Here is a 13,590-nt window from a genome sequence, read left to right on the forward strand (position 1 = left end):
GCGAGCCGCCTAGTGGCAGTTGGAGAGGGGAAGCGACCGAATTGCGGTCGCGAGGCGGGATGCGCCGCTCCCCCTCTCCAAGCTTCGCTACCGGCTGACGCCGCAAGCTGCGCTATCCTTCCCCTCCAGGGGGAGGAAGTCAGGCGGCGATGTCGTAGGGCTTGATCTCGCCCGCCAGATACAGGTTCCGTGCCTTCGCTCGGCTCAACTTCCCCGAGCTCGTCCGCGGCAGCGTCCGCGGCGGCACTAGCTCGACCACGCAGTTCATGCCTGTCACCGACCGCACGCGCTCGCGAATCTCGTCGCGCAGGCGGCTGCGCTCGGCATCGTCGCTGGTGCGGCACTGGACGAGCACGGCGGGCGTCTCCTCTCCGCCGGGCGTCGTGATCGCGAAGGCGGCGATATCGCCCGCCTTAAAGCCGGGCAGCTGCTCGACGGCCCATTCGATGTCCTGCGGCCAGTGGTTGCGGCCGTTGACGATGATCATGTCCTTGGCCCGGCCGACGATGTAGACATAGCCGTCGGACAGGTACCCCATGTCGCCGGTGTCGAGCCAGCCGTCCTTCATGCACGCTGCGGTCGACGCGTCGTCGCGGAAATAGCCGACCATGACGCTGGGACCGCGGCACCAGACCTTGCCGATCGCCTTGTCGGGAAGCGGCGTGCCGTCCTCCTCGCGGATCTCGACTTCCATGTCGCGCACCGGTCGGCCGCAATTGACGATTGCGCGATATCGCTGCGGGCGTCCGCCCTCGGCAGAGATGCCCGAAAGCTGCGTCTCCTCGACCAGCTCGACGACGATCCCCTCGCCCGGCGGCATGATCGAGACGGCGAGCGTCGCTTCGGCGAGGCCATAGCTCGGCAGGAAGGCAGAAGCCTTGAACCCGGCATCGGCGAATGCATCGACGAACTTCTGCATTACGTCGGGGCGGATCATGTCGGCGCCGTTGCCCGCGACGCGCCAGCGCGACAGGTCGAAGCGGTCGCCGGCCTTGGTCTGGCTCGACATGCGGCGCGCACAGATATCGTAGCCGAAGGTCGGTGAATAGCTGAGCGTCGTCCCCGGATTGCGGCTGATGAGATCCAGCCAGGCGAGCGGACGGCGGGCGAAATCCTCGGTCTTGAGGTAATCGACCGACACCTGGTTGGCGATCGGCGACAGGAAGCAGCCGACCAACCCCATGTCGTGATACCAAGGCAACCACGACACGCAGCGATCGCTGTCGATCAGCGCCATGCCGTGCGCGTGCGCTGCCAGGTTGTTGAGCAGCGCATGGTGCGTGATCGCGACGCCGTGGGGAAAGCGGGTCGAGCCGCTCGAATATTGTAGATAGGCGATGTCGTCGCCCTTCGCCTCGGGGAGCGCGGTTTCGGTCGCGGGGGCGGCGGCGAACGTCTCCCACGCGATCCCCTCGACGCCGATGCGGGTGGCGGCGGCGCCGGCCATCGCCTCGAGCTCGGCGGGATAGAGGAACAGGCGCGGATCGCAGCTCTCGAGCTGCACCGCCAGCTGGTCGATATAGCTGTCGCGCCCGCCGAAGCTGGTGGGCAGCGGTAGCGGCACCGGCCACGCGCCGGCATAGACCGCGCCGAAGAACAGCGAAGCGAACTCCGCGCCCGTTTCCGCCACAAGTGCGACACGCTGGCCGGGTTCGACCCCCAACGCGATCAGGCGATAGGCCTGCGCGATCGCGTCGTTGCGCAGTTCGGCATAGGGATAGGCGCGGATCAGCGTGCCGCGCGCATCGTGGAAGTTGAGCCCCCGCGCGCCGGTGGCGGCGAAATCGAGCGCTGCGCCCAGTGTCTCGAAATCGGAGAAGCGTCGCGCGAGCGTGCAGGCGCTCGGCGTGGCGTTCAGGGTTTCGGCGGCGGCACTGGTCACGAATGGCGATCCCGGATCATTGTCATTTTCGGCGCATCCTCCCTCCACGCCGGCATCTCGCCGACGCATAGAGCGCGCAGGCTGGCACCGGTCGCACGGCCTCGCGTTCAAATTCGACCGTCACTGTGGCACAAACATGGCCGATGCCCGGACGCAAGCCTTCATTACGGCCTTATGACGCCAAGTCGCTCGAGCGGTCCGCGCTGCGCTATGTCGAGCGGTTCGCGACGACCCGCGGCAAACTCGCCGATTACCTGACCCGCAAGCTGCGAGAGCGCGGCTGGGCGGAGGAAAGCGAGCCCCCGGTCGAGGCGCTGGCCGAGCGCTTCGCCGAGCTCGGCTATATCGACGACCGCGCCTGGGGCGAGGCGAAGGCGGCTGCGATGACGCGGCGGGGGCTAGGCGCGCGGCGGGTGCGCCAGGCGCTCGGCGCGGCGGGGATCGCGGGCGAGGACATGGCGGCGATCGACGAGGCGGCGGGCGACGCCGCGGTCGAGAGCGCCGTGGCCTTCGCCCGGCGCAAGCGAATCGGTCCCTTCGGCCCCGGCTCCGATGATCGCGCCGTAATCGAGCGGCAGGTCGGCCAGATGGTCCGTGCGGGTCATCCGCCCGACCTCGCTCGTCGGATCGCACGGATGGAGCCACCATCGTCCGATCCGGAATTCCGGTTCGAGGACGCTGACGATGTTGCAGCGCGACTCAAAAGTTCGCTTTCGTGAAATGCTGTGATAGGCTTACGCCCCGGGGGTAGAGCAATCATGCGTAGCGATCCGCAGGGACGGATGGAGAATTACGAGGCGCCGGCCTTTCTGTCGGGGGGCAGCATGACCGATCACGATGCCGACGACCGGATCTATTCGGGAACGGTCAAGTGGTTCGACGTGACGCGCGGCTTCGGATTCCTCGTCGCCGACGATCCGGCGGTGGGCGATATTCTTGTCCACTTCTCGATACTTCAGGAACATGGCCGGCGCAGCCTGCCCGAGGGGGCGCGCGTCGAATGCCATGCGCTCCAGCGGCCGCGCGGGCTGCAGGCGCGCGACATCGTGTCGATCGACCTGTCGACCGCGGTCGAGATGCCGCCGCCGCGCAATGCCGACCGGGTTGACCGCACCAAGCTGATCGACGCCGCCGGCCCGTTCGAGGCGGTGACGGTGAAGTGGTTCAATCGCCTGAAGGGCTATGGCTTCATCATCCGCGACGGCGCGCCGGGCGACGTGTTCGTCCATATGGAGACGCTGCGCCGCGCGGGGATCGAGGAGGTCGCACCCGACGACCGGCTGCGCGCGCGCATCGTCGAGGGCGACAAGGGCCCGCTTGCGGTGGCGGTCGAAAAGCCCGAATGATCGCGCGCATGTTGACGCGCACGCTTTTCCTGGCGCTCGCCGCCGGGCTCTTCCCGCTCACCGCCTGTACCGGCGGCGGCGCCGCGCCCCTCTCCGCCGAGGAGCAGGCCAAGGGGATCGTCCCCGTGACGGTGACGACCAAGTCGGGCAGCCATGTGTTCAAGGCCGAGCCCGCCAAGACGCCGGCCGAGCAGCAGCGCGGGCTGATGTTCCGCACCGACCTGACCGACACCTCTGCGATGCTGTTCTGGCCCTATCCGGCCGAGGGCGGCGGCCCGCGCGAGGCGAGCTTCTGGATGAAGGACACGCCGACCGCGCTCGACCTCATCTTCATCCGCCCCGACGGTACCATCGCCCGCATCGGCCGCGGCGAACCCTTCGACGAGACGCCCGTCGTGTCGGGCGAGCCGGTGGGCGCGGTGCTCGAGGTCAAGGCCGGTGTCGCCGCCATGACCGGCATGGCCGAGGGCGACAAGGTGAGCTGGCCGGGCGGGCCAGCTTAGGGGCGAAGGAAGCACCCTTCGTTCAAACCGGCGTCATCCCGGCGATGGCCGGGATCCCTGAGTGGTATCGCACTACGCGCGGCCGAAGGCCCCAGCCTTTACCGGGGCGACGTTCCCACGAATGCTGATCAGACCAATTCGGCGACCTTCGCCGGTGCCGCCGCCGCTTCCGCTGGCATCTCGCGCCAGCCGGCGGCGCCGAGCACCTCGAGCGGCCGGAAGCGCGCCTTGTAGGCCATGCGCGCCGATCCCTTCACCCAATAGCCGAGATAGACGTAAGGGAGGCCCACCGACCTCGCGCGCGCGATATGGTCGAGGATGATGAAGGTGCCGAGCCCCGGGCGCGCATCGGGGCCGGCATCGTAATAGCTGTAGATCATCGACAGGCCGTCGGCCTGCTGGTCGGTGATACACGCGCCGACGAGCTTGCCCGGGCGGCCGTTCGCCGACGGCTCGCGATATTCGATCACGAAGGATCGGACGGGGCTGTGCTCGACCATGTCGGCATAGTCCTGCTCGTCCATGCCCGCCATGCCGCCGCCGGGATGCCGGCTGGCGAGATATTGCTGGAGCAGCTCGAACTGCTCGTCGGTGGCCCAGGGGCGGCAAGCGCTGACCTCGAGGTCGGCCATGCGGCGCATCAGCTTGCGATGGGTGGCGTTCGGCGTGAAGCGATCGGCGACGACGCGCACTGACTGGCAGGCGTTGCAGCTGGGGCAGGACGGGCGATAGGCGACCGACTGGCTGCGTCGAAAGCCGATCCGGCCGAGCGCGTCGTTAAGCTCGCCGGCATGCTGGCCATTGAGCTCGGTGAATACCTTCCGCTCCTGCCGGCCAGGCAGATAGGGGCATGGCGAGGGGCTCGTCACGAAGAAGCGCGGAAAACGGAACGGTGCGGTCACGCTTCGCGAAGCCCCTCTTACCGGGCCGCGGCATGCGGCCCGAACCCAATATGCAGGGGGCGATTCGCGATGAAAAGGCGGTTTACCACGAAAAGAACGTTAACGTGTGCCGGACCGACTGCCAGGCCGGCACGCCCCCGTTTGCACACCTGTCTATCATGGTTGCGCCACGCGCAGAATCGGGGGCTGACTCGGTTTGGCGTCGTCCGGATTCGCTTTGGCGTATCAGGCGAGTTCGACGAGGCTCACTTCATAGCTCGCCGCGCGCAGCGCCTCGATCAGCCGGTCGAGATGCGGGCGATCGCGCGTTTCGCACTCGATGTCGGTGATGAGGCCCTTGGCCGGCAGCGTCGTGAACACGCGCTGGTGATAGATCTCGATAATGTTGACGGCCTGCTCGTGAAAGATCTTGGCGACGCCGAACAACGCGCCCGGCCGGTCCTGAAGCCGAACGCGCAGCCGCGCGAGCCTTCCTGAGCGGGCGAGGTCGCGGAGCAGGACGTTGGCGAGGAGGCGCGTGTCGATATTGCCGCCGCACAGGACGATGCCGATGTGCCGCCCCGCGAACCGCTCCTTGTGCGAGAGGAGGGCGGCCAGGCCTGCGGCACCCGCCCCCTCGACCACGGTCTTCTCGATCTGGAGAAGGAGGCTCACCGATTCCTCAAGGCTGCGTTCGCTGACCAGCACGATGTCGTCGACCAGCGCCTGAACAATCTGCGCCGTCAGGCCGCCCGGCTCCTTGACGGCGATCCCCTCGGCCAGCGTGTCGCCGCCGATCGGCCGGCTCTCGCCAGAGACGCGATTGTACATCGAGGGGTAGAGCTCGGCCTGAACCCCGATGACCTCGATAGCCCGCGCCTGCGCCTTGGCGACGGTGGCGATACCCGAGATGAGCCCGCCGCCGCCGATCGGCACGACGAAGCTGTCGATGCCGGGCGCGTCCTCCAGCATCTCGAGCGCGATCGTCCCCTGCCCCGCGACGATGCGCGGATCGTCGAACGGGTGGACGAAGGTATAGCCGTTCGACGCCTCGAGCTTGCGGGCATGGGCATAGGCTTCGTCGAAGGTCTCGCCCTCGAGGATCACGGTCGCGCCGTGTCCCTCGGTCTGCGTCACCTTCACCGTGGGCGTCGGGCGCGGCATGACGATGGTGACGGGGATGCCGAGGCGGATGCCGTGATAGGCAAGGCCCTGTGCATGATTGCCTGCCGAGGCGGCGATGACGCCCTTGGCCCGCTGCTCGGTCGACAGCTGGAGCAGGGTGTTGAGCGCTCCGCGCTCCTTATAGGCGGCGGTGAACTGGAGATTCTCGAACTTCAGATACACCGTCGCGCCGACGAACTGGGACAGCGTCTTGCTGACCAATGTGGGCGTGCGAACGACAGATCCGGCAATGCGCGCGCGCGCCGCGAACACGTCGTCTAGCGTGACCGGCGGTTCGGCCGGGGCGGGCGATGCGAGGCTTGCCATGGATCGCCCCTAGCGGATCGGGCGCGCGGGGGGAACGGGGTTGCGATCCGGGACCGGCGGGCCAAGCTTGGGCGGCGATGCACCACCATTTCTTCTCGCTCCGCATCGCCGCGATCGTCATGGTTGCCGCGGTCGTGGTGGCGTCGATCGACCTCTGGATCAACGGCTTCGTCACAGTCGCCGACCCCGACCGGCAACTCGTCGCTGCGGTCCTGCGCGACGGCGACGGCGATCGGCCGATGCGGCCGATGGCCGAGGGCTTCTGGGCGGGCCGTGCGCGGGGCGACGGATCGATCGTGATGCGCTGCGAGAACGGTGCCGAGCTGCCCGGACCCTACATCACCAACGGCGTCGTCGTGCGCGAGACGGTCGCGCCGGGCGCTTGCGCCGCCGCGCGGAGGGGGCGATAGGCGGGTTCATGGCAAAGCTCGCATTTCTGGGACTGGGCGTCATGGGCGCGCCGATGGCGGGGCATCTGGCGAAGGCCGGGCACGACGTCACGGTATTCAACCGCACCCGCGCCAAGGCCGACGCCTGGGTCGCGGCAAATGGCGCGCGCGCGGCGGCCAGCCCCGCCGAGGCGGCCGAGGGTGCGGCGGCGGTATTCGCCTGTGTCGGCAACGACGACGACCTGGCCCAGGTGACGCTGGGCGACGGTGGCTGCTTCGCGACGATGCCCGACGACGCCGTATTCGTCGACCACACCACCGTCTCCGCCGCGATCGCGCGCGAGCTGGCGGGCAAGCGCGGTCTCGTCGTCGATGCGCCGGTCTCGGGCGGGCAGGCGGGGGCCGAGGCGGGCAAGCTGTCGGTGATGTGCGGCGGCAGCGCGGCGGCGGTCGCGGCGGCGCGGCCGTTCATGGAAGCCTATTCGGCGCGCATCGTCCATGTGGGCGAGCCGGGCGCGGGGCAGACGACCAAGATGGTCAACCAGATCTGCATCGCCGGCGTGCTGCAGGGGGTTAGCGAGGCACTCCGCTTCGCGCAGTCGTCAGACCTCGACCTCGACAAGGTGCTCGAGGCGATCTCGGGCGGGGCGGCACAGAGCTGGCAGATGGTCAATCGCTGGCCGACCATGGCGAAGGACGAGTTCGACTTCGGCTTCGCGATCGACTGGATGCGCAAGGATCTGGGCCTCGCGCTCGACGAGGCGAAGCGGAACGGCGCGCTGCTGCCGATGACGGCGCTGGTCGATCAATTCTATGCCGAGGTGCAGAAGGCCGGCGGCGGGCGCAAGGACACGAGCGCGCTGGTGACGCGGTTGCCGAAGCGGTGAGAAACGAAGAAGCGGGGTCGAGGATCAAGACCGGGGCGACGAAGGAATCTACGGGCCGGTATCCCGGTTCCTTCTTCTACCTCACCGCGAATTCATCACGATAATAGGGCTTTGCCGCTCCGATCAACGCCTTGGTGACGGGGAGTGTCACCTCGAACGTGCCCTCGGCGTAAGGGCCGGCGACATACGGCCCGACGAGCAGGCCGATCCGATCGATCTTCTGCCGGTTCGTCGATCCCAGGATCAGCGTCGCTTCGGCCACGTCGGGGCAGTTGTTGAAGGCGTCGTTCGATCGGACCACAGGCACGCCGCGCCGCTGCTGCCGCAGCCGGTCGATCTCTGCGCAAAAGGCGGTGCCCACCGCCCGTTGAATCGCCTCGGACGAAACGAACAGCTCGGTCGGCGCCAGCCGCCGACCCGCCGCCTTGTCCCAGACCAGCGCGTCGAAGCCCGGGCTGCCATGCGCACCCCCGGAATAGACATAGATTTCGGCAGACAGGCTGAGCAGGCGCGGCGTGTCGGTCACGACCTGCCAGCTTGTGGTTGAGTCATAAGGCCGGAAGTCGAATCCGCCGACCTCGGCCTCCTTGCGGAACGCGGCGGTGTCTTTGTCGAGCTCTGCCTGCAACGCCGCGCGCCGCCCGGCGAGCCAGCGCGCGAGCGGGGGGATCGCCGCTGCCTCGGCCGGGTAGCTATATTCGAAACTGTAGTTGTCGGTCTTCAGCGCGGTCCTGCTCGGCCGGGCTGCGGGCGAGGGCGTCGGCGACGGGGCCGGCGCTGTCGCAACGGGGGGTGCAGCATCGTTCCCGCCCGGCATTGCGGGCTGCTCGGGCGCAGGGTCGCACGCCGTGAGGAGGGCACCGAGCCCCAGCATCGCTACCGTCCGCATCACGCCCTCGCCAAAAACCCGAGCAAGCCATATGGCAGCGCGATGATGCTTCTCAACCGCTTCCTCGCCCGACCGACCCGCCACGCCGCCCTGCTGCTTGCCGCCACCGCGCTCGCGGCGCCGGCCCTCGCCGACGGGCTGATCGACAATGTCGACGGCGTGACGCTTGACGAGAAGGGCCGGCCCGAGCGTTTCACCGGCATCCTGATCGACGAGGACGGCAGGATCACCCGCGTGCTCGGCCGCAAGGACAAGCGGCCGGAGAAGCTCGACTGGCGCACCGACATGAAGGGTCGCGTCGTCCTGCCCGGCATGATCGACGCGCACGGGCATTTTATGGAGCTGGGGTTCAAGGCGCTGTCGCTCGACCTGTCGGACACCAAGACGTTCGAAGAGGCGAAGGCGAAGATCGCCGCCTATGCCGCTGCCAATCCCAACCGGCCATGGATCACCGGCGGCGGCTGGAACCAGGAGAAATGGGGCCTCGGCCGTTTTCCGACCGCGGCCGAACTCGACGCGATCGTGCCGGGCAAGCCCGTCTGGCTCGACCGGGTGGACGGCCACGCGGCCTGGGCGAACTCGGCGGCGATGAAGGCGGCGGGCGTGACCGCGAAGAGCGTCGCGCCCACAGGTGGACGGATCGAGAAACTGCCGAGCGGCGCGCCTTCGGGCGTGTTCGTCGACGCGGCGATGGCGCTCGTCGCCAAGGCGGTGCCCCCCGCCCCCCCGCGTGAGCGCAATGCGGCGTTCCTCGAGGCGCAGCGCATCCTCCTGTCCAATGGCATCACCGCGACGGCGGACATGGGCACCAGCCTCGATGACTGGCTGACCTATCGCTACATGGGCGACCGCAATCTGCTGCGCATCCACATCATGAGCTATGCCAATTCGGTCGAGACGGCAGTGCGCGTAGGGGTAAGCGGGCCGACGCCGTGGCTCTACAACGATCGCCTCAGGATGGGCGGGATCAAGCTCTATCTTGATGGCGCGCTGGGGTCGCGCGGCGCGTGGCTGAAGGCACCCTATGCCGATGCGCCCGGCCAGACCGGGCTGCCGCTCCAGAACGATACGCAGCTTTTGAACCAGATGAGCCGCGGGGCGATGGACGGGTTTCAGCTGGCGGTCCACGCGATCGGCGACCGCGCCAATGCCGAGGTGCTGGCCGCGATCGAGGAGCTGTCGAGCAGCTATACCGGCGACCGGCGCTGGCGGATCGAACATGCGCAGATCGTCGATCCCGCCGACTTGGCCGCCTTCGGCCGGAACGGTGTCGTCGCCTCGATGCAGCCCGTCCACCAGACGAGCGACCGGGTGATGGCGGAGACGCGACTGGGCGCGCAGCGGCTCACCGGCGCCTATGCGTGGAAGTCGATCGGCGCGACCGGTTCGCGCGTCGCCTTCGGCTCGGACTATCCGGTTGAGAGCCCCAATCCCTTTGCCGGCTGGGCGGCGGGCTTCACGCGCCAGGATGCGGATGGCCAGCCGTTCGGCGGCTGGCGGCCGGAAGAAGCACTGACGCGCGAGGCGGCGTGGCGCGCCTTTACGATCGACGCGGCCTATGCCGGGTTCGCCGAAACCCGGCTGGGGCGGATCGCCCCCGGGATGCGCGCCGACTTCATCGTCGTCGATCGCGATCCGACGATGGCCGCGCCGGCGGAGCTGCGCGCGACGCGCGTACTTGAGACCTGGGTCAATGGCGAGAAGGTGTGGGTCGAGGGCCAGCGCGCGCTGCCCGTGCCAGAGGGCGGGTCCGCGCCGGTCAAGGCGGGGCCGGTCGAGCCGGGGCGGTATCCTCCCCGCAACGGGGAGGTGCCAGGCGAACCCTGACGGAAGGGGGGCGCCGCGAGCGCGGTGCGTGCGACCCGCCCCCTCCACTGCCGGCGGCGGTCTCCCTCCCCCTGGCGGGGGAAGGTTTTACACCTTGAGCTCGCCGCCCGTCCGCGTGCCGGGCGCCGCCGGCTCGGCGAGTTCCGCCTCACCCGCCAGTGCGTGGTCGGCATCGCCCAGCGTGTCGAGGTGCATCAGCCGCGCCACGAACGGTGCGACCGCCAGCACGCCGACGCCCACCGCGGCGGAGAACCAGCCGATCGTCGAATAGACCTCGAGCACGCGCTCCGGCCCCGCACCCTCGCCGCCGGTCGCCTGAGCGATCAGGCTGGCGATGAAGTTGCCGCCTGCGGTCGCGAGGAACCAGGCACCCATCATCAGCCCGGTCATGCTCGCGACCGACAGCCGCGTCATGTTGGACAGGCCCACGGGCGAGAAGCACAGCTCGGCCATGGTGTGGAGCAGGTAGACCGCGAAGATGAAGATCACCGGCGTCAGCTCGCCCGGGGTGCTCGCCGCGCCCGCAACGAGGACGAGGAAGCCGAGGCCGACGACGATCAGGCCGATGCCGAACTTGAACGGCGCGCTGGGCTCCAGCCCGCGCTTGTTCAGGAACGTCCACAGCCACGCGAAGATGGGCGCGAGGATGATGATGAAGATCGAATTGACCGACTGGAACACCGACGCGGGCACTTCCCAGCCGAGGATGGTCCGGTCGACCTGACGATCGGTGTAGAGGTTGAGCGACGATCCCGCCTGCTCGAACAGCGCCCAGAATAGTGGGCACAACGTGATGAGGAACAAGGCGGCAAAGATGCGGTCGCGGTCCTCGCGCGCCAGCTTTGCGACCGCCTTCCATACGATGAAGGCGTAAGTGATGACGAAGCACGTCATCAGCGCCCAGCCGACCGCATTCTGGAAGCGGATCAGCCACCACGAGATGCCGACACCGACAACGGCGCCCAGATAGATGATCCATTCGCGCGACAGACCGGCTGCGACCGGCGCCTTGAGCAGTGCGCGGTTTGGCGGCTCGCCTGCGCCTCGCAACTCGTGGCCGAAGATGATGAAGACGATCAGCCCCGCGACCATGCCGACGCCCGCCGCGCCGAAGCCCCACGACCAGCCCACTGTCTCGCCGAGGATACCCACCGCGATCGGCCCCAGCCACCCGCCCAGGTTGATGCCCATGTAGAAGATCGAAAAGGCCGGGTCGCGCCGCGGATCGTCGCGCCGGTAAAGCTGACCGACAAGGACCGAGATGTTCGCCTTGAGGAAGCCGGTGCCGATGATGATCGAGGCAAGCCCCAGGTAGAAGCCGTCGAGATAAAGGCCCTGTTGCCCCGCCGGTCCTTCGAACAGCGCGATCATCAGATGACCCGCGGCGATGAAGAATCCGCCGACCAGCACCGCCTGCCGCGCGCCGAGATAGCGGTCGGCCAGATAGCCGCCGAGCACGGGCGTGATGTACACCATCGAGGTGTAGGCGCCGTAGATTGCATAGGCGGGCTCGTCGCCGAACAGGAAATGCTTGGTCAGAAACAGGATTAGGATTGCGCGCATCCCGTAATAGGAAAAGCGCTCCCACATCTCGGCGAAGAACAGCACGAACAGGCCGCGCGGGTGGCCGAGAAACTCCTTCGCCGCCGGCGCGGCGGGGGCTTGTCCAGTCGCCATTCGGCGTCACTCCATGGTCGGGCCGGTCCCGTGCCGGCACTTTGCCCGCGACCCTAGCCGGCAAACGCGCAAAGCCAAGCGCAATGTCACAGATGTGACTTGTCGGGCGGATGAACGCGCCTTGGCGGGCGCTGGCGGGATCGCTAGCTGAAGGGCCATGTTCAACGACACCTCCAGCCTTGCCGCCTATCTCGCCAGCCGCCGGTCGGGCAAGCCGCGCGACATGGTCGCCCCCGGCCCCGATCGCGACCAGATCGCGTCCATGGTCGCGATGGCGGCGCGAACGCCCGATCACGGCAAGCTCGCGCCGTGGCGCTTCGTCGTAATCCCGGACGAGCGGCGTGAGGGCTTCGCGGCGATGCTGGAAGCGGCGTATCTCGCCGAACGGCCCGAGGCCAAGCGGCTGGAGATCGAGGCGGTGCGCCAGTTCGCGCATCAGGCCCCGAGCCTGATCGTCGTCCTATCGTCGCCGCGCGAGAGCCACATCCCGTCGTGGGAACAGGAATTGTCGGCGGGGGCGGCGGTCATGAATCTGCTCCACGCCGCCCATGCGCACGGCTTCGTCGGTGGATGGCTGACCGGTTGGGCGGCATTCTCGCCCGCCGTGCTTACGGGCCTAGGGGCGCGCGCGGGCGAAAAGATCGCGGGGTTCGTCTTCATCGGCACGCCGTCGCGTGCGCTTGAGGAGCGGCCGCGGCCTGCGCTCGACCTCATACTTTCGGATTGGTCCGGCTGAAGCGGTTTCCAAGCGCACCCATTTGCCGTATTAACTCGGCATGACAGCGATCGAACATGACGACTCGCCCGTGTACATGCGGCTTCGCGCGACGATCGCAGCGGCGATCCTGCGGGGCGAGTACCGCGCGGGCGACCAGCTCCCCTCGGTTCGCGCGCTCGCGGCGGAGGTGGGGGCCAATCCGCTGACGGTGGCGAAGGCGTACCAGACCTTCCAGGACGACGGCTATGTCGAGGTGCGGCGCGGCGTCGGCATGTTCGTGCTTCCCGGCGCCGCCGAGGCGCTGCGCGTCGCCGAACGCGACCGCTTCCTCAAGAGCTACTGGCCGCGCGTTCGCGACCACATCGCGCTGTTGGGCCTGAGTGCCGACGAATTGTTCGACCGCGAGCGGGTCTGATCCGTCAGCGCGTTGCCAGCGCCTTTTGCACCAGCGGCGTCACGCGATCGACGATCCGCACGATCCCCTCAGGCTTCGGGTGGATGCGATCGGGAAGCATCAGCGCGGGGTTCGTGACGACGCCTTCGAGGAAGAAGGGGTCGAGCGCGGCATTATATTTCCTCGCGAGGTCGGGATAGATGCCTTCGAACGCCCTGACATAGTCGGCGCCTAGATTGGGCGCAGCGCGCATGCCCGTCAGCACGATCGGTATGCCGCGCTTCTTCAACTCGGCGCAGATCGCGTCGAGATTGGCGCGCGTCTCGGCGGGGTCGATGCCGCGCAGCATGTCGTTGCCGCCCAGCCCGACAATGGCGAGCTCGGGCTTTTTCGGAAGCCCGTCGAGCGTGAAGGCGAGCCGGCGAAGCCCCGCCGCGCTGGTGTCGCCCGATACGCCCGCATTGCGCACGGTCGCCGGCACGCCCGCGGCCTTCAGCCGCTGTTCGAGGACGTAAGGGAAGGCCTGCTGCGGCAGCACCCCATAGCCGGCATAGAGGCTGTCGCCGAACGCGAGGACAAGGCGCGTGTCCGCCGCCTCGGCACGCGCGCCGGGTGTCGGCGTCGGAGCGGGTGCAGGCGCGTCGGCCGAGCAGGACTGGAGAAACAGCGCCGCCACCACATATGCTGCCGAACGCTTCATCGAAGG

General features: G+C 68.3%; 14 protein-coding genes. 8 read left to right on the forward strand and 6 right to left on the reverse strand.

Annotated elements, in window-relative coordinates; translation table 11 throughout:
* Positions 1-139: 139 nt before the first annotated feature.
* Positions 140-1,951 (reverse strand): fatty acyl-AMP ligase, encoded by a 1,812-nt coding sequence (locus tag COC42_RS10270; RefSeq protein WP_096343266.1) that lies wholly within the window; start codon positions 1,949-1,951, stop codon positions 140-142.
* A gap of 74 nt (positions 1,952-2,025) precedes the next feature.
* Between COC42_RS10270 and COC42_RS10275 the strand changes: the two genes are divergently transcribed.
* The 3 genes from COC42_RS10275 to COC42_RS10285 are packed head-to-tail and all read left to right on the forward strand — an operon-like array spanning position 2,026 to position 3,731.
* Positions 2,026-2,601 (forward strand): regulatory protein RecX, encoded by a 576-nt coding sequence (locus COC42_RS10275; RefSeq protein WP_096343267.1) that lies wholly within the window; start codon positions 2,026-2,028, stop codon positions 2,599-2,601.
* A gap of 39 nt (positions 2,602-2,640) precedes the next feature.
* Positions 2,641-3,228, forward strand: coding sequence for a cold-shock protein (locus COC42_RS10280; RefSeq protein ID WP_096343268.1), 588 nt, complete (start codon positions 2,641-2,643; stop codon positions 3,226-3,228).
* A gap of 8 nt (positions 3,229-3,236) precedes the next feature.
* Complete coding sequence (locus tag COC42_RS10285) at positions 3,237-3,731, forward strand: DUF192 domain-containing protein (protein WP_176484632.1); 495 nt, start codon at positions 3,237-3,239, stop codon at positions 3,729-3,731.
* A 128-nt stretch (positions 3,732-3,859) separates the two neighbouring features.
* On the opposite strand, the gene COC42_RS10290 is transcribed toward COC42_RS10285, so the two are convergent.
* The gene (locus COC42_RS10290; protein WP_096343270.1) at positions 3,860-4,633 is read right to left on the reverse strand and encodes an arginyltransferase; all 774 of its coding nucleotides are present in this window, start codon (positions 4,631-4,633) and stop codon (positions 3,860-3,862) included.
* 225 nt (positions 4,634-4,858) lie between these two features.
* Complete coding sequence (locus tag COC42_RS10295; RefSeq protein ID WP_096343271.1) at positions 4,859-6,103, reverse strand: threonine ammonia-lyase; 1,245 nt, start codon at positions 6,101-6,103, stop codon at positions 4,859-4,861.
* 77 nt (positions 6,104-6,180) lie between these two features.
* On the opposite strand from COC42_RS10295, the gene COC42_RS10300 reads away from it, so the two are divergent.
* Both COC42_RS10300 and COC42_RS10305 read left to right on the forward strand, forming a co-directional pair.
* Positions 6,181-6,513 carry a hypothetical protein gene (locus COC42_RS10300; RefSeq protein ID WP_096343272.1) on the forward strand — a complete coding sequence of 111 codons (333 nt, stop codon included), beginning with the start codon at positions 6,181-6,183 and terminating at the stop codon, positions 6,511-6,513.
* Between the two features lie 8 nt (positions 6,514-6,521).
* Positions 6,522-7,379, forward strand: coding sequence for an NAD(P)-dependent oxidoreductase (locus tag COC42_RS10305; RefSeq protein ID WP_096343273.1), 858 nt, complete (start codon positions 6,522-6,524; stop codon positions 7,377-7,379).
* A gap of 76 nt (positions 7,380-7,455) precedes the next feature.
* Here the strand turns inward: COC42_RS10305 and COC42_RS10310 are convergent, their stop codons facing one another.
* Positions 7,456-8,268, reverse strand: a complete 813-nt coding sequence (locus COC42_RS10310) for a DUF4163 domain-containing protein (RefSeq protein ID WP_245844212.1) — start codon at positions 8,266-8,268, stop codon at positions 7,456-7,458.
* Positions 8,269-8,313: 45 nt separating this feature from the next.
* On the opposite strand from COC42_RS10310, the gene COC42_RS10315 reads away from it, so the two are divergent.
* A complete protein-coding gene (locus tag COC42_RS10315; protein ID WP_096344129.1) occupies positions 8,314-10,095 on the forward strand; it encodes an amidohydrolase in 1,782 nt (593 codons plus the stop codon).
* Between the two features lie 87 nt (positions 10,096-10,182).
* On the opposite strand, the gene COC42_RS10320 is transcribed toward COC42_RS10315, so the two are convergent.
* Positions 10,183-11,772 carry a peptide MFS transporter gene (locus COC42_RS10320; RefSeq protein ID WP_096343274.1) on the reverse strand — a complete coding sequence of 530 codons (1,590 nt, stop codon included), beginning with the start codon at positions 11,770-11,772 and terminating at the stop codon, positions 10,183-10,185.
* A 157-nt stretch (positions 11,773-11,929) separates the two neighbouring features.
* Between COC42_RS10320 and COC42_RS10325 the strand changes: the two genes are divergently transcribed.
* Positions 11,930-12,508, forward strand: a complete 579-nt coding sequence (locus COC42_RS10325; RefSeq protein WP_096343275.1) for a nitroreductase family protein — start codon at positions 11,930-11,932, stop codon at positions 12,506-12,508.
* A gap of 40 nt (positions 12,509-12,548) precedes the next feature.
* Entirely contained in the window at positions 12,549-12,905 is a 357-nt protein-coding gene (locus COC42_RS10330) for a GntR family transcriptional regulator (protein WP_096343276.1), read from the forward strand.
* Between the two features lie 4 nt (positions 12,906-12,909).
* On the opposite strand, the gene COC42_RS10335 is transcribed toward COC42_RS10330, so the two are convergent.
* A complete protein-coding gene (locus tag COC42_RS10335; protein ID WP_096343277.1) occupies positions 12,910-13,584 on the reverse strand; it encodes an arylesterase in 675 nt (224 codons plus the stop codon).
* Between the last annotated feature and the right edge of the window lie 6 nt (positions 13,585-13,590).

The organism is Sphingomonas spermidinifaciens (assembly GCF_002351485.1).
Lineage (GTDB): Bacteria > Pseudomonadota > Alphaproteobacteria > Sphingomonadales > Sphingomonadaceae > Sphingomonas > Sphingomonas spermidinifaciens.